This window comes from Nocardia sp. CY41 (assembly GCF_009829325.1).
GTDB lineage: Bacteria > Actinomycetota > Actinomycetes > Mycobacteriales > Mycobacteriaceae > Nocardia.
In genome coordinates this window covers 58,492-83,688 of sequence record NZ_VUOS01000014.1, presented here as the reverse complement: position 1 = coordinate 83,688, position 25,197 = coordinate 58,492, and the positions used below count along the sequence as shown (strand labels likewise).

The 25,197-nt window shown below is 67.5% G+C and carries 7 protein-coding genes; 5 read left to right on the top strand and 2 right to left on the bottom strand.

Annotated elements, in window-relative coordinates; translation table 11 throughout:
* Positions 1-196: 196 nt before the first annotated feature.
* A complete protein-coding gene (locus GVY64_RS16835) occupies positions 197-613 on the bottom strand; it encodes a hypothetical protein (protein WP_159842419.1) in 417 nt (138 codons plus the stop codon).
* Positions 614-832: 219 nt separating this feature from the next.
* Here GVY64_RS16835 and GVY64_RS16830 point away from each other — a divergent pair, with 219 nt between their 5' ends.
* From GVY64_RS16830 to GVY64_RS16820, 3 genes are all read left to right on the top strand, one after another.
* Positions 833-1,510: a DUF4389 domain-containing protein gene (locus GVY64_RS16830; RefSeq protein ID WP_159842417.1), complete on the top strand. Its 678-nt coding sequence runs from the start codon at positions 833-835 to the stop codon at positions 1,508-1,510.
* 171 nt (positions 1,511-1,681) lie between these two features.
* Complete coding sequence (gene ectB, locus GVY64_RS16825) at positions 1,682-2,938, top strand: diaminobutyrate--2-oxoglutarate transaminase (protein WP_159842415.1); 1,257 nt, start codon at positions 1,682-1,684, stop codon at positions 2,936-2,938.
* A gap of 532 nt (positions 2,939-3,470) precedes the next feature.
* Entirely contained in the window at positions 3,471-4,880 is a 1,410-nt protein-coding gene (locus GVY64_RS16820; RefSeq protein ID WP_236566884.1) for a hypothetical protein, read from the top strand.
* Between the two features lie 307 nt (positions 4,881-5,187).
* Here the strand turns inward: GVY64_RS16820 and GVY64_RS16815 are convergent, their stop codons facing one another.
* Complete coding sequence (locus GVY64_RS16815; protein WP_159842413.1) at positions 5,188-5,361, bottom strand: hypothetical protein; 174 nt, start codon at positions 5,359-5,361, stop codon at positions 5,188-5,190.
* Between the two features lie 484 nt (positions 5,362-5,845).
* On the opposite strand from GVY64_RS16815, the gene GVY64_RS16810 reads away from it, so the two are divergent.
* Together GVY64_RS16810 and GVY64_RS16805 are read left to right on the top strand one after the other, a co-directional pair.
* Positions 5,846-6,496, top strand: a complete 651-nt coding sequence (locus GVY64_RS16810) for a hypothetical protein (RefSeq protein ID WP_159842411.1) — start codon at positions 5,846-5,848, stop codon at positions 6,494-6,496.
* Between the two features lie 9 nt (positions 6,497-6,505).
* On the top strand, positions 6,506-24,835 hold the full coding sequence (locus GVY64_RS16805) for a helix-turn-helix domain-containing protein (RefSeq protein ID WP_159842409.1): 18,330 nt from the start codon (positions 6,506-6,508) through the stop codon (positions 24,833-24,835).
* Positions 24,836-25,197 lie beyond the last annotated feature (362 nt).

The following is a 25,197-nucleotide window of genomic DNA, read 5'->3' as shown; positions in this document are numbered from 1 at the left end:
GAGACTCGCCGGGCTCGCGAGCGGGACCGAGGCAGCCGGTTCGCGCGGAGCGGGTTCGGGCACAGCCGGGTTCTGCAGTGCAGAAGTCATGGGAATCGTCGATTCTGTGCGGTCGCTGGCTACAGCGACGGTGTGAGTGCGGAGGTCGCACGAACACCGGCCGGGCCCCGGCAGGCTCCGGCCTGACGCTGACCGATCAGTTCCGATCGATGCCGAATCGAGTGAGTTTGTCTCTGCCCGGCCACACCGGGAGCGCCGCGACCGGAGGCGCGCGCACGCCGCCGCCGAGCGCGGCCGCAGGCGCCGCCAGGAGCACCGACACCGCCGCGACCAGCAGCAGCACCAGTAGTGCGACAGCGCGCGGCAGGGCGGCGAGCACCGCGTCTGCGGGTACGTGCCGGTCCGGCTCGGCGGCGTGCTGATGGCGGTCGAGGAGGATCGCCGGAGAGGCGGGGGAGGCCATGACGGGACCGGACGCTTCGATGTGCGCGTGCGGCGCGACGGCATGGGTGAAGACGTGACACTGCGGCACCGCCATGGCGATCACCCAGACGGTGTACGCGAGAGCCACGAGCACCCGGGCAACCGGTAGTCGCAGCGCGCCGAACGTCACGGTTCCCGATGGTACAAGTCCGGCAGCGGCACGAGTCGCCGGTGGCTCGGTCGATTCGATTGCGGCGCAAGCCCGGCCGTGCGACGGGCTCCCCTCCTCGAATTCTGTTCGTTGGCGTGTCGGTATCGGATGGTGCCGTTCCCGAGCGCCTGGATACGGGACAATCAGGACACCTACTGGTTGTGGCTTGGATCACAGCAACCGTAAGGAGCATCGCTCATGGAACTCGAGAAGCCCGTCGTCCCGTCCGACCCGATTCGCGTGCGCGGCGATCTGGATCCCGCGCTGTCGCGGTGGTTGTGGCTGGTGAAGTGGCTATTGGCGATACCGCACTACATCGTGCTGCTCTTTCTGCACATCGCCTACGCGGTGCTCACGGTGGTCGCCTTCTTCGCGATCCTGATCACCGGCAAGTACCCGCGGGGACTGTTCGACTTCAACGTCGGCGTCATGCGCTGGGGATGGCGGGTGACCTTCTACGCCTTGTCGGTACTCGGCACCGACAAGTACCCGCCGTTCAGTCTGCGGGCGAACGCCGACTACCCGGCCGACTTGGAGATCGACTACCCGGAGACGTTGCACCGTGGCCTGGTGCTGGTGAAATGGTGGCTGCTGGCCATTCCGCACTACCTGATCGTCGGGGCGGTGGTGAGCGGCGGCATCGCGGTCGCGGGCGGCGAGGGTGACGACTGGGGCGGCGCCTCGATGTCGCTGCTCGGCATCCTGCTGCTCGTGGCGCTGGTCGCGTTGCTGTTCACGGCGCGGTACCCGCAGGGCCTCTACGACTTCGTGATGGGCATCAATCGGTGGATCATCCGCGTGCAGGCCTACGCCGGTTTGATGCGCGACGAGTACCCGCCGTTCCGGCTCGACCAGGGCGCTCGCGAGTCCGACTGAACCCGATATCGCCACCGGATCCGCCCGCCCGGCAGCGGGCGGATTCGCGCGCTCGGGGCCGGAAAGGCTTCGGCGCTGTTTCCGGAAAAGGCCACACCCGGCAGGCATCGGTGTTAGAAACACTGTCACTTCAGATTTTGGAGCGCTCGCGCACGACGAGTAAGGATCGCCATGACCGTCGCCGAGATGACTGTTTTCGATGCACTCGAATCGAATGTGCGCGGGTACTGTCGCTGCTGGCCCGCCGTCTTCGACACCGCCAGCGGCGCGTGGTTACGCGACGAGAACGGCAAGGAATATCTGGACTTCTTCGCCGGCGCGGGCTCGCTCAACTACGGCCACAACAATCCGGTGCTCAAACGCGCACTCCTGGACTACATCGCCGGGGACGGCATCACCCACGGGCTCGACATGTCCACCGTCGCCAAGCGGCGGCTGCTCGAAGCGCTGCGCGACACCGTCTTCGTCCCCCGCGGCCTGGACTACAAGGTCCAGTTCCCGGGACCGACCGGAGCGAACGCGGTGGAGGCAGCGTTGAAGCTCGCGCGCAAGGTCACCGGGCGGCAGACCGTGCTGAGCTTCACCAACGCCTTCCACGGGATGTCGCTCGGCGCGCTGGCCGTCACCGGGAACGCCGCCAAGCGGGCGGGCGCCGGGGTGCCGCTCGGGCATGCCATGCCGATGCCCTACGACGGCTACCTCGGGATCGCCGACGACCTGCTGTGGATGCGCAAGGCGCTCGACGACCCGTCGTCGGGTTTGGATCTACCGGCCGCGGTGATCGTGGAGACGGTGCAGGGCGAAGGGGGCATCAACGTCGCCCGCGCGGAATGGCTGCGTGGGCTGGCCGAGTTGTGCTCGTCCCGGGGGATCCTGCTGATCGTCGACGACGTCCAGATGGGCTGCGGCCGCACCGGGCCGTTCTTCTCCTTCGAGGTCGCCGGCATCGTGCCCGACATCGTCACGTTGTCGAAGTCGATCGGAGGTTACGGCCTGCCGATGGCGCTGGTGCTGTTCGGGCCCGAGCTCGACCAGTGGGCGCCGGGCGAGCACAACGGCACCTTCCGAGGCAACAACGCGGCTTTCGTCACCGGACGAGTAGCGCTGGAACACTATTGGTCGGATTCCGCGCTGGAGGCCGCGACCGCTGCCAAGGGTGAGCGGATCGCGCGGGCCCTGAGCGAGCTGACCGCGGCCTTCCCCGGTGTCTCTGCTCGTGGACGTGGCCTGGTGCACGGCGTCGTCTTCGAGGACGCGTCGCTGGGGGAGAAGGTCGCGCAGGCCGCCTTCGACCGTGGTCTGCTGGTGGAGACCTCCGGATCGGCGGACGAGGTGGTCAAACTGATGCCGCCCCTGACTATCGCCGAGGACGAGATCGACCACGGCATCCGGCTGCTGGCCGGAGCCATGGAGACGATCTGCGCGTGAACGCTCGTCGGGCGTGTCGCCGAACCATCCTGGCCGCCATCGTCCGCTGACCGAGGACATCGCCTTCTCGCCCGTGCGGGCCCAGCGGCGGGAATGTCGACAGGGGAGCCCGGGGGATTCGGGGTTATCGGGCCGTCGGCGGTGGTCGAAACTTGGTTCGAGTTGGGACAGCCTTCGGCGCGCCGTCCGCGGCGGCGGTGCCGGGTCCGGGGGTATGCATCGGTGGAACAGCAGCCGGCGTCGGCGCGAGCCTGTCAGTCGATCGGGGCGCCAGCTGGCTGCTCGGGTCTTTTGCCGCCGGGCCTGCGGTGGTCGAGGTGTCGGCAACGTATGGGCTTGCCATAGCTGGTGAATACGCGCATTGCGCCCGGACACGAAGTGCGAAATCTTCGAAGGTTAGGACATTCGGATCCTGACGAGAACCATCCAGGCGAATGTGGGAACTGCTCGTGAACTGCTCTCGGTCGATGTCGCGCGTCGGCGCCGCCGGTGGCTTCGGCGCGTTCGTCGTTCCCGGAACGCGGAGAGCGCCGTGACGCGGGCCGGGGATGAGGATCTCGCCGGAGTCACCGAGCGGATCGCGGATGGGCTGCGTGCGGTGGCCCCGTCCGGGTGGCAGCGGCTGGAGGCGTGGTTCGCGATGACCGTGGTCGCCGAATCGGCGCTGCTGGTGGTCGACGATGGTTCCCGGTCGTTCCGGTGCCAGGTACCGGATGCGGTGTGGAATGCGGTGCGCCGGCATCGGCAGGTGTCGGCAGGGGCTGCCGGCGGGCCGTGGTGGCGGTTGCTGGTGCGCATCGAGGCGGACGGTGTCGAGGCCGTCGCCGATCACGGTGCGGTGCCGTTCCCGGGCGAGCAATTGTTCGCACCGGAAGCCTATCTCGCCGACTTGGAACGCTATCCGCGAGATCGGCTGCCGGTGTGGCTGGCGGCCTACCTCGGTCGCGGCGAACGCCGAACACGGTCGCCGCGCGCCGCCGCCGACGCGATGCGTGCGGACCAGCGTGCGGGTTTGCGGGCGGTGGTCGTGGACAACGAACTGCCGGAGCTGGCCGTGCTGTGGGCACGGTGGGCGGTGCTGGCGGCAGCCTTCGTGGCGGTGGGGTCGAAGCAGGGGCCGCGAATCGGTCCGTCGGTGGGCATCTTCGAAGGCGGGGGACGTAGTGGTTCGACGTTGACCCTACTGCCCGGTGACCGAGCTGTGCTGTCGGGTGGTGTGTGGGATGCGCCAGTCCTGGACGCCGCGTACAACGCGGGCGCTGCGATGCCGGATTTGTTCGCGGGAGCGCCTGCGTGGGTGGCCGATCCGGTGCTCAACCCGCGGGCGACAACCGGTCTGCTGTCGTTTTGTTACTGGTGGGAGGCCGGTCGGTGGTATCGGGGTGAGTCCGCGCCGATACCGGAGTGCGCGCCGGCGCTGCCCGCGGTGTGGACGGTCGGCACCGTGGCGGGTGTCGTCGGCAACTTGCTGGAGGACCGGTCGGGCGGTACGTCGGACGCGGCCGAGTTGTTGGTGTCGGCCGCGCAGGCCGGTGCGGTGACCCGCGAGGCCATCGCGCAGGCTTTCGGTGACGCCACCGACATCGATGGCGCGATGTTCCAGTTTGTGCTCGCGGATCTGGCGGCGAACCACGCGGAGGGGATCGGCGAAGCGGATGCGCTCGATCTCGTCCGGGATCACATCCGACGACGGGGTTATGAGACGACGGGATACCCGCTGTCGAGGTTGCGAGCTGATCGCATCAGCGTGGGGTGGGTGGTGCGTTCGCCGGTGCCGGACGGCGAAATTGCCTTGGACCGGGCGGTTTTCTATGTCGCCGACGATGGTGTTGTGGAGCGCTCGACCACGTCGGTGCCGTTGTCCGCGTTCGTCACCGGTTTCGAGCGACGGTTCCGGCTGCGCGGGAACGGCCGAAACACGCCGGAGGGGGTCACGACGTGAACCAAGTCCGGTTGGATCCGGACAGCCTGCGAAATCGGGGAGCGCGGCTGGCCGAGCTCGGGGACCGCGTGGGGCAAACCTATGCCGGACTGCGCGATTCCTTGGCGCAGGCTGAAGGCAGTTGGGGCGACGACGATCTGGGTGTCGCGTTCGCCCGTGAGTTCAAGCCGCAGGCCGACAATCTGCTGGCCGGCGTACGGGCCATGGAGGAGAGTCTGCGCGGCACGGCCGCCGGAATAGTGGACGCCGCTAGCCAATTCGTAGCGCACGACAGGTTCGGCGCCAGCCGGGTCGGCACTGCAGCCGCCTACCTGGCCCCGATCGGCGAGCCGACGACGCTGCCCTGGCCGGAGGGCAGCGCGGGCTCGTCCTCGCCCGCAGGCCCCCATGGACCCGTGACGGCGGATCCCGCGGCGACCTTTCCGGCGACGGCGAACCCGGCGTACCCCACGGATCGGGCCGACCCCGCCGAATCACCCATCCCCGGCGGGTCACGGACACCGGATGCGTCCGTGGGACGCTCCACGCCGGAGGGCGGTCCGCAGCGAGGTCCCTCGGATCGGGCAGCAGGCCGAGAGGGGAATCGGGGAGCAGGCGGACCGGGCAGCGGCAACTCGGGCAAGCCCGCCGCAGACCCCGGTCGTTCTTCGGCCTCCACGGCGCCCCCTCCGGCCGCCGCACGCGCATCATCCGCTGACTCCGGTCGCCGTCCTCCGGCCTCCGCGGTGCTCCCTCCGGCCGCCACCCGGGATGCACCTCCTGCCCCGGGCGGGCGGCAGGCCGGGGCACGCTCACCGGGCGGTGGGGGACGACGAGACACCCCGTGGTCCGGGCAGCCACCCAGAACGGCCGGACCACCCGCCGGTGCCGAGCCGAGACCCCCAGGCCCTCGGTTCGGTTCGCCGCCGCGGAGGTCGGGGGAGCGCGATCGGCGTCGCTCCGGCGCACGGCCGGCCGCCGACCCCGTGGTCGGCTGGCTGGCGCGGATGCTGGCCGAACACCACGACGTGCGGGTGGCCGGATTCGATACCCCCGGGTTGCAAGTGCCGGTCGTGCGCGAATTCGTGGCCGCTGTGGACCGGGTGCTCACCGACTACCCGGTGATCGCTCTCGACGTCGTCGCGGTGGCAGAACTCGATGCCGAATCGGGGCCGGTGCGGTGGAGTCCCGACCCAGGCGATACGGGGGGTACAAGCGCAGGCCGGTCGATCACCCTCGACCAGCGGACCGCGCTGGAGTCGAGGCGAGCGACCGGAACCCCGGAGTCCGAGGCCGAGTCGGCGGAGCCGGCAATCTACCTGGCGACGCTGCGCGAATTCGGCCGGGCACTCGACTGCGCCGGTGGCGGTCTCGCTCGCAGGCAGGCGGAGCGTGTCCTGATCGCGGAGTACCTGCGTCTGGAGGCGGGACACGACAGCACACTCGCCGAGGTGGTTCGCGGTTACCGGCGCTGGCGCGCCGTGTTGGCCGGGGACGCTGCGGACGCGGGCGAGTTCGACGTGAGCCGGGCACTCGGCGCCGCGTTCGCCGATGTCGTGCTGCGCGGCGACGAGGCGAGCCGCCAGGCGCGAGCACTGCACGCGGTGCTGGTCGACGCGACGTCGCGGCGGGGGTAGGCGGTGCCGGTGGACGGTTCGATGTCGCTGAACCCGGTCGTGGAGTTGCGCCGCTTGTTCGAGGGTTTGCCCGGCCCGGTGCGTCGCCCGATCGAGTTGGTGGTCTTCGGGGGAGACCTGCCGCGCGCCGACGTGTCCAGGATGCGGTGGATGGCCGCGGAGCTGCGGGCCAAGGCCGACGCCATGAACGAGCACGCGGAGGATGCCGGAAACATACTCGCGCAGGAGGATTCGCTCGGCACCCTGGGTGACCGAGTGCGCGAGACATTGCATCTGCACCAGGAGGGCGCGGCCAAACTGCGGGAGGAAGCGCTGGCCTTGGCCGATCAAGCTCACGCGGCCGCCAACGATGCGGAGAAGACGCTGTGCGTGATGTTCGCGTTCGGCGTCGAACTGGCCTGGCGCATCATCAGCACGTTGGCGGCAGCCGCCGCGGCCGGTCCGGCCGGGCAGGTTGCGGCGGCTCCCGTGGTGGAGTCGATGCTGATCGAGGGCCGAGGCAGGGTCGCGCTGATGCGCGCGGGCCTGGAACAGGCCTACAAGGCGGGCGCGGCGAAGACGGCGACCCGAATCGCGGCATTGGGGCCGCACCGGTTCGTTCTCGCGGTCGGCACAGCCGCCGCGCTGCCCGCGGGTGTGGATCTCGGGGTACAGATCGCGCAGGTCGAGTCCGGCGACCGGACCGCGACCGTCAAGGGCCCGAACGGGGAGAACCCGAGGGGTATCGATCTGAAGTCGGTCGAAGCCGCAGCAGTGTCGGGCGCCGGAGGCGCGGTGGGCGGCATAGCCGCGGGCAAGGTCGCGCCCAAGCTTCTTCCCAGGCTGGAGACCAGCCGCTCGGCGCTCGGACTGGTGCAAGGGGTCGCGGGCGCGGTGTCCGGTCTGGGTGCGGCGGCATTGGTCACGGGCTGGCCGGAACACTTCGAAGACGTCCTGGCGTCGCTGCTCAGCGGCGGATTCGGCGGAGTCGTGGATGTCCACCGTGGCGTCCACCCGGATCTCGGTTCCTCCCTCGCAGAGGTGGTCGACGGCGGCGGCGCCTACGTTCCCCCGGATCCATCCACGGTGAGTCTCAGCAAGGATGCCGTGCTGGGACTGGCGGGGGCTCCCCAGGGTGTGAAATCGCTGACGCCCGCTCCGCCTGCTGGGCCGGTGGACAGCACCACCCCGCAGCTCGCGACCTCGGCCGTGCCCGGCCACGCTACGGATGCCGGAGGATCGGAGCCTGGACGGAACCTGGTTTCGTCCGGACCACCGGAAGCGACGGGTGATCGGCGGCACCAGCCGGATGAGGCCGGGGACCTGGCACAGCGCCTCGGCGATTCGGAATCGGGTGAGCAGGCTCCCGCGCCGGATGACCGCACGAACAGTCGAGCGGGAGCGGATGGGCAACCAGGTGAACACCATTCGACCGCGCGACCGAGCGACCGGGGATCGGCAGACCATGCCGACGATCGGGAGCCGGGTGTAGACCTTCCCTCCGGTGGCGAAGAGACCTCCGGTGGCGGCGCGCGGGCCGGTGCAGATGTTCCGGGCGGTAGTGGCGCTGCGCAGACCGGTGATCCCGCGCAGGCCGATGATGATGGGCACGACGATGGTGCTCGCGCACATGGCGGTGCGGGGCACGATGGCGGCGGTGCGCAGGCCGCTGACGTCGGCAATGCGCAAACCGGGGACGGCGAGCATGCCGGTAGTGGCGGCGGTGTGCAAGCCGGCGATGGGCGGGGCGGTGGTGGTGCGCACGGTGCCGACGGTGGAGCCGATGCGCACGCCGGTGGCCCTGGTGCTGGTGGTGCGCAGGCTGCCGGGGGTGTGGCTTCCGGTGCGGTGTCGTCGGGCGCGGGTGGCGACCACTCCGGTTCGGGACCGCGGCAGTCGGCAGCTCATGGCGGGGACCACGCGCGTGCGGTCGGTGGCGGCCGGAGCGCACGGGCTCCGGTCGGCGACGGTATGGCCGGGCACGAGCCGGCGGCTGTGCGGCCGGGGCGGGGGCCGGGGAAACTCGATCCGCCGGTGCAGGTGGGGAATGCGTCCGGTCGCCATGGCGCGGGCCACGAAGGCCTCGCCCGGGTTACGGCGCCGAAGTACGCCGACGTACCACCGGTGCACGAGCCACCGGCTGTGGAGCCGTCCAAGGACGCCGTGCCCGCTGACGTTCGCCCGTCCGTGCACGACGGACCCGACCGCCCGGCGGCGGAGCTGGTAGCGGAGCTGGCGGGGTTGCCGTCGGCGGATCCGGCGACGAAGCAAGACCTCAGCGCCGAGCAGCAGACGCAATTCAAAGGTGCGGCGAAGAAGGCGCTGGCGTTGTATCGGTTGCGGCACGAGGAGCTGGCCGCTGAGTCGTGGGAGCAGCGCAGGCACGCGATGGAACATGGTGATCGGGCCGAGTCGCTGCTGCGGTACATCGACGCGATGCGCGAGGGTACCGGGAAGACGCCGCGGTGGAATCAAATCAAGGCGTTCCTGCTCGGCGAGCACGGGTTCATGCGCCAGATGGGCACGGGGCAGGGCAAATCCATGGTCGGTGCCTTGGATACGTTGCGGCAATTGTCGCGCGGGGAGCCGGTGGAGCAGGCGAGCGGAAAGCCGGTGCGGGTGCACCATGTGATCACCACGACCGAGGTGCTGGCCAACGAGGGGGTCCGGGAATTCGCGCCGATGCTCCGCAGTCTCGGGTACGAGGTCGCGCGCTGGGATCCGCACAACCCGCCGGGTGAGACGGAACGCCCGACCGTGTACTACATGACCTACGACGAGCGCGCGACCGCCGAGCTGTTCGACCGGCCGCCGCCGGGGAAGACCGCGACCATCGACGAGGCGGATGCGGTGCTGGTGCACAACCAGACGGTGCACTACCAGTCCGACGGACAGCGGGAGCTCGCCTCGGAGGTGGAGGCCGCCGCGGTGTACCGGGTCCGTGACTTCTTGAAAGCCGTGTTGCGCAGCAGAATCACGACGGCGGAGGACCTGTCGGCGCATCTCGGGGAAGCACTCCACGACGGGCCGCTGTCGGTGGCGGAGGGCGGGGCGGCGCGGCCGCTGTCGGCGGAGGAGGTCGGGGCGGCACGGACGCTGACAGCGCGGTTGTTGCGCGAGCAACCCGAGCGGTGCCTCGATACGGTGAGCGGGTTGTGGGAAAGCCACGCCGGGCGTGCATTCACCGCCGAGGAAACCGAGATGGCCCGTGCCTTCTTGGACGTCAGAGCGGGCCGGTTGAAACTGAATCGGGACTTTCAGATCTTCGGGCGGGATGCCGAGAAGAAGATCCAGATTCTCGACGAGTACGGGAAGCCGCGAAGCGATCCGAAGATCGGCACCGAGAGCCGGTGGTTCGGAGGCCGTCACAAAATGGTCGAAGCGATGTTCGGCGCCCCGGTGTATTCCGATGGGACGGGATCGAAACAGGTCACCGTGGAGGACGTCCTCGGCGGATACGAACATCTGCATCTGATGTCGGGCACGCTGGAACGGACCGCGGCCGAGATCAAGGAGAACTTCCCGGTCGAGGGTGGTCTGGCCAAGGTGGAGGACTTCGGGCGGTCGAAACTGGCGGGGGAGCAGGATCGGATATTCCTCACCGAGCCGGAGAAATTGCGGGACGCGGTGAGCCGGGTACAGCAGTTGCAGGCCGAGGGACGGCCGGTGCTGGTGATCTGCCCGTTCAACGATCTGGCGCGGAAATTCTCGCTGATGCTGACCAAGGCGGACGTGGAACACACGGCGATCGACGCCCGGTGGTTCGCCGAGCACCGCGACAACAATGCCGCGGAGGAACACTTGCTGTCGGTCAAGGACACCGCCGGTGTCCGGGGCGCGGTGACCGTCGGCACGGGAATGCTCGGCCGGGGCTTCGACGTATCGATCAGCGACGAGGTCGACCGGTTGGGCGGGGTGCACGCGCACATGCTGGGGCGTTCGCCGACGAACCCGGACGAGGATCATCAGTGGTCGGCGCGGGCTGGGCGCAACGGCCGCAACGGCAGCTTCTGTTTCAACGTCGCCGCGTCCGACCGCCTCTACAGCGACGCGCAGCAGCACGGTGCGCGCGTCGCGGTCACCCACTATCGGACCGCACTGGCCGAGCACGCCGAAGCCACCGCGGAATACACCGAAGCCGTCCGTCGGACGGGCAGTACGGATGCGGCCCGACCAGGTGAGGCCGTGCAGGCGGCGCGGACGAAGGTTGCGGCCACCGCGGCCGATGTCGCCGCGGCCGAGCGGGAGATGCGCAGCCTGACATCCACCCTGCAGAACGACGCGGCCGACCGCATGTATCTGGAGCGTGCGATGCGCCGCGCCAATCAGGCCCACGCGCCCCCGACCGCAGTCGCTCCCGCTGCCCCCTCGTTCCAGACCACTGTCGCTCCGGGCCCCCTCCACACCGAGTCGGGCACCGTGCATACTTCGGCGGATACCGGCCAGGCCGGGGCAGACACTCGCCAGAGCAGGTCGGACACCGGCCACGCCGGAGCTGATATCGACCGTACCGCGATGGAGGCTTTGCACGCCGGGCCTGACGCCGTCCAACCGCACCTGCGGGGGGACCGGTTCGCGCGGCTGGCCGGGTGGCTCGGGATCCCAGCATCGGTCCAGGCGGCCGCGGCTGTGTTCGACAACGACGATGCCGACGACCCGTTGAGCCGACTGCTGGAAAGAGCAGGCGTCTCCTCAGCCGCCGTGGAAGCGCTGAACCAGCACCTCGACCACGCCCCGCCCGCGGCGGTGCTGCGGGCGGACGCCCTCACCGACGAGCAAGCACTGAATCGACTGACGCCGCAGCGCAACCGGCTGGCCGCCGAACTAGGGTGGGAATCCGCCCAGGTCGCTGGCGCGGAGGGCGTGCGCCAGGTCGGCGCCGCAGTCGACACGGCCCGCGCAGAGCTGGCGGTCCTGCTGGAGGTTCCCGTCACCGAGGTGAACGCCGCCACCGCCCGCGATGTGCTCGCCGACGCGGTCGCCCGCCTGCTCGCCCGCACCGAGATCGCCGACGACCCGGCCACCGAACTCCTCGTTCTCACCGCTTCCACCTATCTGGCCGTCACCGCCTTGCTCGACCTCGCCGTCGCCATTCACCAGCGCAGCCCGAAGAGCTGCGTCAACAACGGCGTGACGATGATGCGGGTGCTGTACCCGGACAACGAGCACGCCTACCACCTCCCGGACGACATGCCACTGCGGGGCCACGACGCCGAAGCCACGGAGCGGGCCTTCGGCGGCGCCTTCCGGGCATTCCGGTCGCTGGACGAGGCTGCCGAATCGTTGGAAGGGCGGCCCTGGGGTAGCCAGGCGCTGGTCTACAAGTGGATGAACAAGGGGGAAGTCGAAAGTCACTTGGTGCTGCTGGTCAACGCCAGTGACCGGGCGGAGGCCCCGAACCTGGTCGTCCTGGACATCGCGGCCGCCCCCGGACAGGCTCCGATCACCGCGGCGGATCTGGCGGCCCGGCCCGCGCTGCTGAAAAAGGCAGTCCCGTTCCAGCAGTGGCGGCGTGAGCAGCAAGCGTTCATCGACCGACTGACGGAGGCCGATCGCCGCGTTTTCGCCATCGAATTCGACCACAAGGGCGAACCCCTCGACCGCCTTTCCGCCACACGGCGTTCTGCCGTCGCCTCCCAGGACCCAGGACTCCCTCCACCATCGCTCTGGTCGAGCCGTGCCCCACCGCTGCGGCGGAACCAGTTCGCACTCGCCGGTCATCGCCCGGTCGGCGACGGTTCGTTACCGGGGAACTCCGTCCGGGCCGATACGAGCCAACCGGATACGGCGCCATCGAACGTCCGCACCGGCCGGGCGAGGCCGCACGACGAGCCGGGAAGTCGCGGCACGGGAGCGGACTCCATCGGCCACTCCGGCGAGGACGGTGATGGCGAACCACACATCGCAGATGAGGGCTCGATCGGCGGCCGATCATCCGATGCGATGTCGTTCCTTCCTGCGGGGGATCTCCCCGCTGAGCAGATGACAGGGCCTGTTGTCGTTCCCCAGCAGCTTCTGCTCACCGAGGAGCTTGCCGTCGCACTGTCGGATGCACTGACCGAACGCGATCAGGCAGTCCACCGGATCACCGACCAGGTGCGCGAAGTGGAGCACGCGCTCGCGCCACTGGTCGGTGAACCGGGAACGGTGGACATGGTGTCGCTGATGGGTGTCCGCGATGAGCTGAGTGCATTCTTGGGCCGGCAGTTGGCCGCATACGCCGAAACCGCAGAGGGACAGCGTGATCAGATGATCGCGACCCTGCGTGAGATCACTGCGCGCCCGCGTCTCGACGAGCGAGATATTCGGGTGCTTGCCGAGATGGTCCCGGTCAAGCGCAATAAAATCATCGCGTCGCTTCCCGGGGGGCGAGATCGCTATGCCCAGGAGTTACGCACGGCGGCTCGGGTTCGGCTTGCGGAACTGGATTCGCCTCGAGCGGAGTTCTTCCGAGCCGATGACGCGATACGGCGTTTGCAGCGCGGAATCCAGGGCCGGCTCGACCGCGCGGCAGAGGTGCTTTATGACCGCGGTTCGCGCAGGACGGTCCGGGCTTTGCTCGACGGCATAGATGCGATGCGGTCCGAAATATCGGCGGCGCGTCGGCAGATAAGCGTCGACTGGCATGATATCCCGGAAAATGAGCTGGCACCGTTGCTGTCGGAGATCACCCGAGGGCTGCGTAGCAGAGAAGATGCAGTCGAAGCGGTAGCCGCCATGGCCGCGCCCCGGCACATCACCATGGTCGTCGATGACGCACTGAGGACTGTCGAAAAGTCCGCGGTAAGCATATTCGCCGAATCGTCGATACGCGGATTCGTGTTCCGGGATCACGATGCGAGGAACGTCAGGGCTTTGGAGGACGCCATAGCCCGCGTGCGCACGATGGTGCGCGCTCCCGAGACCACCCCCGATCTGTCCACCCGAGTAGTGGACGAGTCGGTGGAGCGCCGATCCGATTTCAGCACCTTCGTGGATCCGGCCGACACACTGTATCTGCACTTCACCCCGAATATTCGCGCCATCGCGACAACGGGCATGATCCGGTCCGGCGCACACGACGACGTCGTCAACACCACGGCCGCCCATTCCGTCGGGGTGCATTTCATCAAGCCCGGGGACTGGCAGGGCACGGAAAACTTCAACATGTATGTCGGATACGCCGGACTCCGCCGCACACTCAGTGGCACTGTATTGCCCGACGCGCTCGGCGCGATCGTCGTCATGCCGCTCGGCGCGATCACGGAGACGACGCCGTTACGCAACGAAGCCAAGACGACCGCATCGGACGAGGCTCATCTGGCCAGCGACGCCACGTTCCGTCCATTGAACGGGAGTCCCAGATACGCCTACCCCCTCGACGACGCCTACATCATTCCTTGTTACAGCGACCTGCAGGTCTCCCGGGAGCAACGTCTGATCATCGATCCCGACACCGGGGAACGACACTGGCGACCGGTTGCCGAGCCGATCCGCGACGCTTTTCGCCGCGCTGGATACGACGAAGCGTGGATCGACCGGCACGTCATCGAGCTACCGGAACGCATCGCGGCGGACCCCGAAACTCGCGCCAGCCGTGGGGAGTACGACCGCACCCAAAGGTTGATCCGGCAGGCCCAGGAGGAGATCAAGCGGCGGATGGCCGAGGACGGGAAGTACTCGGATCGACTCGTCGTCCCTTTGTCCACCGAGCACGGGAGACAACTCGAGACCCTCGATCGGCACGGCACAACGCGGCACGGCTACTACTCGACATTGGATTTCGCCATCGAACGGCTGATCGTCGCCGACCGGCACCCGCCGGAGACCGCGCCACCTGCCGGCCGAGCTACAGTGCCCGAAGAGCAGCCTCCTGCGAAGGTGGCGGGGCAGTCGAGTGGTGGCGATGCCGAACAGCGTGCCCGGCCGCGCGGCCCGGACGGTCTCATCGGCCGCCGGCCATCGTTCGATTCGGAAGGTGGCGCCGAACGGAGAACGGCGGAGGCGGGTACACCGGGATCGGACGGTCCGATCGATGCCGGTGAGCTCGGTCGGCTGCTGGCCGAGCACGGTGTCGTGGTGGGACGTGCGGCGGCGGCGCGCGTATGGGGTTCGGACGTGCCGGGTGACCCGGATGTCGTCGAACTGTCGGTTCCGGAATGGCTGTACCGGCGGTGCGCGGCGGAAGGTTGGGCACAGGAGGACGGACAGCGCTCGGTGCTGGGGCGGGGGCGGTTCCGGGTATCAGTGGGTTGGCCCGGCGTCCGGACCGACGTGGTGTCGCACGAGGACCTGGCGGGCCGGTCGTGGCAGCCCGCCGAGGGCGGATCGAAGGTCGCCCTGCCCGCCGATCCGGAGATCCGGCGCGGGATACGGCTGGCCGCCGAAGGACTTTTCGAGGAGGCGGGCGACGCCGGCCTCACCCGGCCGTCTCGTGATCCCGATTCCGACGCGGTGCCATTCGGACCGGACGCCGCCGTCCCGGTGCTCGGTCCCGGTCCTGTGCCGCCCGGTCTCCGGCACGCACAGCGGGGCTTGCAGCGGCAGAACGAGGCGGCGGTTGTCCTCGCTCGGGCCGGCTTCCGGGTCGAGCAGCACCCTGTCGAATCCGGTGCGCGGCTGCCCGACTTCCGTATAGAGGGACGGATCTTCGACTGCTACTCGCCGACTACCGGCAAAGTCAGCAATATCTGCTTCGAGATCCGCCGCAAGGTGTATGTGAAACGCCAGGCCGATCGGATCGTGGTGAACCTGACCGACTCCGCCGCGGACCCGGTCGAATTGAGTCTGGCGTTGCGTCGGCACCTTATCCCGAACCTGCGCGAAGTACTGGCCATCGACCGGCGCGGTACTGTGCTGCGGCTTTCGCCCGGCCCCTTGGCCGTCGTCGCGAGTCTGCCCGACACGGGCGACCACGGATTCATCGGCAGCAGACCGCGAGAACGGGCCGGTGAATCGGACGCTGCGAGTCGCGCGGACGCGCGGCGGGTGACGGTCGAAGGGGACAGTCCGCCCGGCCTCATCGGCAGCCGTCCCGGTGAGCAGCCCGATCCGTTGGACGCCTCGCGTGGCGCGTGGCTGAAGGCGTTGCGGCTCGAACAGGGGATGAAGCAGAAGGACGTGGCGCAGGCCGCGGGCCTGACCAATGCCGCACTCTCCAATATCGAGAAGGGACGACGGACGACGCTCGGCACTTTTCAGCAGGTCTGCCGCGCGCTGGGAGTCGAGGGCGAGGCGCTGGTCGCGGCCGCTCGGCGGTTCTATCCGGATATCGATCTCGAAACCGATGTCGCCGCGCATGATTCGCTGGGCGGCTGGGTCGCCGCGCATCGCAACATCCGCGGAATGACAAAGGCGGATCTCGCACGCGCGGTCGGAGTGACGCCGACGCGGATCTGGGAGGTCGAGAACGGGGATCGCCCGCCAGCGAACCTCTTCTTCCGAATTGCTCGAGCATTGGACGTAGGAGAGCAGGCGCTGGCGGCGGCTGCGCGCAGCTTCTATCCGGAGTTCGTGCTCGACCTCGATCCGGCGGCGCACGATTCGGCCTCAACCGGTACGTGGATCATGGCGCTGCGGCACAGCCGCAATATGACCCAGGCCGAGTTGGCACGAACCGCGGGCACGTCGGCGGGCTACATCGCCGGGATCGAGGGCGGAGAATACACTCCGAACTCGATCATCTTCCGCCGGATCTGCCGGGCCCTGGAGGTTGTGCCGACACTCCTCGGCGCGGCCACCCGCCACTTTTATCCGGAGCTCGAACTCGATCTATCCCCGCGCACACACAATCCCGCGTCCCCCGGCGGTTGGATCGTGGCTGTGCGTCACGACCGGGATATGACCAGGCTGCAGCTCGCGGAAGCGATCGGGCCTGGCTGGGGTCATCTCGGCCATATCGAGACCGGAGAATATGTGCCGAGGTTCGCGGTTTTCCGGCGGATCTGCGAGGTATTGGGCATCGACGACGAACTGTTGCGGGCGGCAACCCGGCAGTTCTATCCGCACATCGATCTCGACCTCGAGCCGGCGGCACACGACCTCGGCGGATGGATTACCGCGCTGCGTAACGACCGGGACATGACTCGCGTCGAACTCGCCCGCGTGACCGGGTTGTCCACGAAATACCTGGCACAGGTCGAGACCGAGAATCGACGGCCGCAGTTCGGCACGTTCCGGCGAATCTGCCGGGGGCTGGGAGTCTCGGGTCGCCTGCTGATCCAGGCGGTGCGGGACTTCTACCCGGACATCACCGCCGACATCGATCCCGCTGCACACCAATCGCTGGGGCGATGGATTGCGGCGCTGCGTTACGACGAAGGAATGACGACAACCGAACTCGCGCGGCGAGTGGGGATGCCTCGCAGGTCTCTTTCCGATATCGAGAACGATCGCTATCTTCCGCGGTTGAGTAAATTGCGGCAACTGTGCCAAGCGCAGGGCGTCGGCGGCGAATTGTTGCTGGAGATCGTCGAGCGATTCTATGCGGATCGATACGAGCGGTCCGGCTATCGAGACGAAGAAGAACTGTTCCAACGGTATGTCGTGACTCGGGTGGGTTCGCCCGCGGAAAGGGAGGTCAAGGACGAGATCAACCAGAGGTTCGCGTGGATTCCGAAGGCGGTCGCGCGTCGCGAAGATCCGGCTGTTCGTGACGAGGTGGAACAGGTTGCTTGGATCGGGATGCTGCTCGCGATCGGCAATCACGTTCCGTCTGCGTCGTTCGCTGCACACGCGTGGGCCAGCTGCCGTGGGGCGATATTGCGGTACCGCCTCGCGATCCGGTTCCCCGATCTCGACGACCGCATTCTGCGGCTGGACGCTCCGATCAGCGACGACAGGTCGGGACACTCGGTCGTAGCCGATTCGGCGCCGGTACGGTCCTCCGACACCGGCTTCGTGCGGAAGGTCCGCGCCGCACTGGCCGACATGGACGATGCCGCCACCGCGGAGCGGCTGGTCATGCTGCATCTGGTCGAGGGCATGTCCTTTACCCGCGCCACTCAGCTGCTGGGGTTGCCGGCCGATGTCGCGGCAGACGTTCGTGCCGAGACGGTCGCCCGCTTGCGCCGCGCGTTCACCCGTCGTCAACCGTCTGTCCGCACCGCAAGCGAGCAGAACCGGCCGACGCCGTGGACTTCGGCGGGGGCGGAGCCGGATCAGCCGCCCATTCCACCGGGGTCACGCGGCGATTCCGCGCCAGGCGACGGCAGGACCAGGCCGGGCGAATTCATAGGCAGCAGGCCCGGGGATGACGCGCCGGTGGCTCCGGGGGAGCCGGGACGTGCCGGAGCGGACCCCACCGCCGATCTCATCGGACCGGTCGACGAGCGTGCCGGGCTGCCCACCTACACCCCGCCGAGGAGCACTCCGGGGTCCGGGTCCCTCGGCGACAGTCGTCCAAGCGGCGTGCCGGAGGCTACGGTGGCCGATCCGTCCCCGCGCGCCGAACCCGCCGGACCCGATTCGATCCACGCCACGGGAGAAGAACTCGCCCACTGGGCAACCCAGCTGTCCGACCACGGTCTGCTAACCTTCCTCACCCGCGCCCAGACCGAAGCTTCGGCGCACATCGCACACCTGCGCCGCGGACAATCGCCCGCGCTGGAAGCAGCCATCGCCGCGGCACGAGTACAGACCGCATTGGTGGTCGAACAGTTGCACCGAAGCGCCGCCGGTGGTTCCGGATCGTTGCTCGCGGCGGCCGATGCCGCCACGAATGTATTCGAGGTAATCGGAGCGCTGCACTCGGCCGACACTCGGTCGGCGTCCTATATCCACGATCTCGATGTACTGACCCGATTCCCGGAGCGAAGGCGCGCAGCCGCCGAACTAGGTGCGACGCGCTTCGTCGACGGCTCCAACTGGGCAAGAATTGCCGACGAATACCTCGTCGCGGGACGCGACAACGGCTGGGATCAAGAGTTGATCGAGTCACTGCGTGTGCTGCCCGCGCAAGCAGCCGAATTCACTACGGCGCTCACCGGCTCGGACCGGACCTTCGGCGAGGCCGCCGGTCGATATATTCCGAACGCCTACCGGGCGGCGATGTACTACATGACCCGCAGCCACGACACCGACCAAGCGATCGCCCGGCTTCGCGGGCTGGACCACGCGGTTGCGGCGGCGGTAGATCGCCTGGGGTCGACCCGGGCAGCCACCGACGTAGGGCTGTCGCTGCTTCAGCTGCGAATGGACATCCACGCGGCAATCGCGTCCGCGGACGGGGCGATCGCTCCCGCTATGCGATCCAGCGCCATGCAGGGCCTCGACCACAATCCACAGCTCCCGCAGATGATCGAGCGAATCGTGCTCGACCTCCGTGCTCTCGCCCGGCACGGCTCCGAAACACCGAGACCGATCCGACCGACCTACACCGCGCACCCCATTGCGGTCCAGGATGTGCTCGGGGCCCACGACGAGGAAACGTCCCCCGTTCTAGCAGCCGAGGCTTTCGCTGTGCAGGACGGAACTTTCATCAGATGGACCGGCCGGTCGTCGGAGCTGCTGCAAACCGGGTCAGACGGTGTTTCCTTCGCGATGGACCAGTGGGGGCGTTTGCTGGCCGCAGCCACCCACGATTCTCTACTCCACCTGATATCGGCTATGGGGGAAGGGCTGGCCGGCTGGGGCGCATTGTTCACCGACGATGACGGACGGCTGGACGGTCCGGTACGGCCTTATCGGCTCGAAAAGGCTCTCGATCCCATGGGCACCGCCCAACTGCGTGATGCGCTGACGCGCGGGGGGCTCCGTCTCGATGACGCCAACTTCGACAACGAAGGCCAGGGCAAACTGTGGCGCCGCGATGCACCGCCGGTGTCGGCGCTGTTCACCATGGAGCCGCTCGGCGTCCTAGGAAGCATCGAGTCGATGTTCGCCGTCTACGACGACGGTTTCTGGATCAAGCCTGTTCGTGACGGGACAACACGCAGCGCCGACGAGGTGCGAGTACCGCTGATCCTCGGCCCTCTGCGCCACGAACCCGGCAATATCGAGGTGGCCGTATACCGGCAGGGCGACCGCACGATGGTCCGATATCGTGACCCCGACCCAGGTCCCGAACCCGATCGAGTCGCCCCCGTATTCGCCGAGTTCCATCAGCGCATGAACCGATGGGTGGCCGAATCCGACGGTGCCGAATGGCACCCCGACACTGCCCAGGTAGTTCACACCTTCGAACAACACCTCGAACGATCAGCTCCCGAGCAAGACCGCCCCGACGACTACATCGGCAGCCGCCCACCGGATTCGGTACCGGAGCCGGTCGGTCGGCAGCCATTCGAAGAAGATTTAGCCGTCCGGGACGAGCGCTCGATGCCGGATCCGGCGCATGCCACGCACCAGGAACTCACTGGCTGGACGGGTCAGCTGTCGGATGGTGAACTACATCGTTTCCTCGCCGAAAAGCAGGCTGAAGCGTCGGCTCATGTGGCAGCCGTGCATCGCGGCCGACCGCCCGCGGTCGACGTGGCCATCGGGACGGCACGAGCGCAGATCGCCTTGGTGGCCGAACGATGGCGGCGGCTCACCGACAGCAGCACCAGACCGTCGAGCGCCGACGCCCAGACCACAGCCGACGCCGCGACCGCCGTCTTTCACATCATCGGAGCGCTCCCGATGGCAGCGACGTCGCCATCGGCGTTCACCGATGATCCCGATGGTCTGTTCGACCTGCTGACCCGATTCCCGGAGCGGCTGCTGACGGCCGCCGAGCGGGACCAGGCAACCGGGGCCGACGCAGAGGACTGGGCGCGACGCGCCGATGCCTTCCTGACCGGACACCGAGGAGGCGACTGGGATTCGGAACTGATCCGGTCCCTGCGATCGCTGCCGGCGAAGGCAGCCGAATTCGCGCACGCGCTCACCGGCTCGGACCGCGACTTCGGCGCGGCCGCCACGCAGTACATTCCGGATGCCTACCGCGCGGCCCTGTATTTCCTCACCCGAACCCGAGATGTCGCGCAGGCGGTGGATCGGCTTCGCGAGGTGGACCACGCGGTCGCGGCAGCGGTGGACCGTCTCGGATCGTCCCGGCCCGCCGCCGACGCGGGCTTGTCGCTCTTTCAGTTGCGCATCGATATTCACGAAGCCCTTGCCTACGCGGCCGACGCGGCGGCATCCAAGATGCGGTCCAGCACTCTTCTCGGGCTCGAGAAGAATCCACTGTTGCCGCAGAGAGTGACCCGGGTCGTCGATGACCTCACCGGTTTGGCCCGCCACGGTTCGGAAACGCCGAGACTTATTCGGCCCGCCTATGCCTCGCATCCGGTGACGTCCGAGGAACCGTTCACCGACGACGACTATCGGGAAGCCATCGGCGCGAAGTTTCATCCCCGGGTGCTCGGTGTGCACGACGGACAGTTCCTCACGCTGCAAGGCACGTCATTCGAACCGCTACGGACGGGGAAACAAGGGATTTCCTTTGTCATGGACCGGTGGGGCCGGATGGTCGGTGAGAATGAACACGCCCACATCATGCACGTGCTGGCTGCCATGGGGGACGAGGCGGCCGCCTGGGGCGTGGTCTTCACCGACGAGGACGGCCGCCCGGTTGGGCAACTGCATCCCTACGCTTTGGGCGGCCTGTCCGACCCGATGTGCACGACCCAGTTACGCGATGTGCTGATGCGGGCAGGATTCGACCTCACCGACACCAGTTTCAACAATGAATCCCTCGGCCGGCTGTGGCAGGGCGAATTGCCCTCCCTGCCGGATCTGTTCACTATGCGCAAGTGGGGCCTGCTGAACAGCATCGAGGCGATCTTCGGCGTGTACGATGCCCGTTTCTGGGTGCGGACCGATAGCGGAAAGATCACCCAAAGCCCTGATCAGGTGCGGGTGCCACTGACATTCGGCCCCTTGCGCCGAGCGCCCGGACACGTCGACGTAGTCGTATATCGTGAGGGCGAACACATCATCGTGCAGTACCGCGACGGTGACCCAGGTGCCGAACCCGAACAGGTTTCACCGGTGTTCAGGGCCTTCCACGAGCGGATGACGAGGTGGGTATCCGAGTCCGACGGTGTCATGTTCCACCCGGATACCGATGCTGTGGTCGTCACGTTCGTTCAACCACACGATCGTCCGGGTAACACGCAAGACCGCCCCGACGGCACCATCGGCAGCCGCCCACCGGACTCCCCAGCCGATTCGAACGATTCGCCCCGGCGCACATCCGCGGTGTTCGCGCCTGATACACCTGCGTCGCAGGTACGTACTTCGCTGGCGGAGTCGCTGGCTTCTCTCGAAGCGGGCACCACCTCGGTCCCCACCCAACTGCTCGATGTCGCTGCGTCGCTGGTGAACTACGGTCTGGCAGCCGCAGGGGGCGACAGCGTCGAAGTTTCGCTGTCGAGCAGAGACGACGACAACGGCATCACGGTCGTCGGAACGCTGTTGGGATCGACCGTGGTCCGTGCCAGTCGGGCTCTGGAGTCGGAGTTGTTGGGCAAAGGGTTCGGCACGTTCGAATGGCGGGCTGGTGAAACGGAGTCCTGGTCGGTGCACCTGTGGGCAACTCGAGAAAGCATCGTGCACGTGGACTCCGCGCAGTTAGCGGGTCTGGCAACGGATTTCGGTGCGGATCAGGTGAGTTCTGCGATATCCGCAGCGGTCGGGCGGGCATCACGACGCTGGCGTGGCCTGAAATACACCGGAGCGCTGGCGGTCGAGGTGCGCGATGGGCAGCTGAGGGTGCGAATGCTGGGGACCGTTCCTCTCGAGGGTCTCGCTTACGAGCCTCCCACGCTGTTCGACGCGACCATCACGCCGCCCGGCCCGCACCGGCCCGGCGGGTTCATCGGAAGCCGGCCGCCCGAGGCCGCCGACGCGGAGGGGCTTTTCGCCGAATTGGCGCGCAACCGCGCGGCCGCCGCAGCGGAGCTACGCGCGGCGGCGCGGCAATTCGGCGAAAAGCCACCCGAACGTGGTGCGGAGGCCGCGGCCATCGACGCATGGCAACACGCCCAGAAAGCTTCGGCTGCGACGATTGCCACGCTGACAGGGACGAACCCCAGCCTGGTGACGACACAGATCAGCGAAGTGCTCAACCTGCTGCACAGACGGCTGACCGCGCTCACCCGGCCGGAATGGGATCGACTGCTCAGCACTCCCGGCCAGCACCTGTTGACAGCGCTCGGGCCCTGGATCGGTCGCAGCCTCCGGCTGGAAGACGATCTCCAACGCGCCACGACACTGGCACTCGAAGGAACACCGGACAAGGCACTCAACACCTCGAATGCCGAAAGGCGCACACAGCGAACACGTGATCTGGACGACATGCTCGGTCGCTCCGCCACCAGCGCGGGCGCAGCGGCGAATGCGGATCTGGATCTACCGCAGGCACTCGAACGCCTCGCCGCCTCGACGGAGGAGACCCCCACTGGTCACCTCCTGAACGCGCTGCTCGATCATCTGCGGTTCGCCCGCCTGATCCAACTGACCACCACTTGGATGGAACTCGACGGATACATCACCAAGAACTTCGGCCGATTCGAGACACCGGAACAGTCAGGCGATTCGGCTCCAAAGGAAGGTGATCGCCCATCCGGGCTCATCGGGAACCGTCCCCAGGATCAATCGACGCCGTGGTCACGCTCGAGCAATCGGACCGGAGCGTCCGACCCGGCTGATTCCACCGATCGCCCCGAGCCGTCGCGTACCACTCCGTGGTCCCGGCCGACCGCCAGCTCACAGCTTGACGACCTACCCGATCCGACCGCTCCCAGATTCCCGCACCCCAACGCGTGGATCGCAGCCGCGCGCAAGCGCAGGAAAATGTCTCAGAAGGACTTGGCCGCCCACATCGGCTTGAGCGTGACCCAATGGGGGATGAAAGGACGTGCATCGGACCCACGCACCAAGGAGTTTCAGGTCTCCCTGGAGCACGCACGGCGCGCGCTCGAGGCGCTGGCCGCGCCGGAGAATGTCGCTGCGGCCTTTTTGCAACGGTTCTTTCCGGAGGCGGCAGCGGAATCCGGCACCGATGAGCCGGGCGCTGCCCACCCTCCTGATTTCATAGGCAATCGACCTTCTGCCGACGAAACCAACCTCCGAACTGGACTCGACACGGTCGCGGAGACGCCCGATGTGAAGCAAATCCAGGTGATGCAGGGACGTCCGGGAGTCACGATGGAGTTGTTGACCTTCGACGACGAGGACGAGACACAGGTCCTCCGGGAGGTTTACGACGATGTCGATCAGGCCATGGCGGAGTGGACGAAAGCGATAATCGGCAGATCGATGGGCGCGCCGATCGCCGAGGTGCGACTGGTGCCACCGGTGTACCACGTCCTCTTCCGGGATTACGTGGCCGAGGGAGCGTTCGACAACCCCCGCGCAGTCGACATGCTGGGCCTCTTCGCGGCGATCACCGGCAAACCGAGCCCCTTCGCCGCCGTCTTCGTTCGCGACGTCAACGGCCGCAGAGTGTGGCAGGACCACCACCTCCCTCGGCAAGACATCGTCGAGATCGGACGGCTGGTGAAGTCCGTTGGGGACGCGCTGGCACGACTGGCATTTCCAGAGTCGATCTCGAGGACAGTGCTCGATACGCATATGGCGGCCATGTCCGCGTTGCATAAGGTGGCGCAGCACGCCCCCGAGCATCCGCTGTGGACGGCCGGGCTCGACGACGAAGCACAGGCCAAGACCAGATCGGTCGCGAACTTCGAGCTCGATCACCCCTATATCGAACTGTCCGGGCTGATCAGTCCCCACATCCCGGAGAAAACGGTTCGGGAAGTTCTGGGCAAATTGGATGATCTGCTCGACAGGTATCGATACGCCCCCGGTTTCCGCAAGCTCATGACCAACATCCGCGTCTTGAAGATCGATTTCTTGGTGGGGGCGCGCGCCACTGCCCGCGGTCTATGGACGAAGAACGTCGAGACCGGCAAGCTTTCCCCCGCCCGAACCATATTGACAGTCAGTTTGCAGTATGCATCTGATCGGGAGATGGCTCTCGCCGACGGCGACCGCCGTCGCCGATATGGATTGCATCCGAGCAGTGCGCAAACATATGCGGACGATATCTGCCACGAATTCGCCCACGCGATCGACCAGGCCACCCACTATGCACTCAGCGATGATCTTGTCACTGTACTGAAAGACGCCCACGGAATGTTGCAGAGGTACGGTTTGATCGAGAGCTACGGGGAATGGCGCAGTCGCCTGCCCGTGTACGCCTTCGAAGATTCGACCAAGACCAGCATTGCTCCACGCGAGGCCATCGCCGTCGGATTTGCCGACGCGGAGATCAACGGCATTATCGTCGGCACGCCGCAATGGGTCATCCACGAGTACGTCACGAAACTCCAACCGCCGGAGATAAGGCCGCTACACGTCGACGCGTATCAGCGACATCGTTCCGAAGTTTGATCGGCATACCCGGCCTCCGCGCGCTCGACATCACCAGCGGAAGATCCACCGAAGGGCCACCCGCGGTCCGGGTCCTCGGGTCGGCGAGGGGGTCGGAATCGAATCGAGCGGATGACTGCTGCTCGATCGCGTTCGCTGTCCGGCTGACCTGAGCGCAAGCCCGGCAAGACTTCGCGGCAGCAGGTGTCGATCGTTCCCGGCGACCTGTTGTGCTGCAACTCGCTCGCGAAGTCTTCGGCCGGCCCTCGCTGGATCGTCCCTGCGGAACGTCCACAGGCTGAGCTGCATGGTGTTTGAGCATTGCGCTCGGTGGGTAATACCCCTGTGACCCATCGTATAGGCAGGTCACAGGGGTGGTTGCG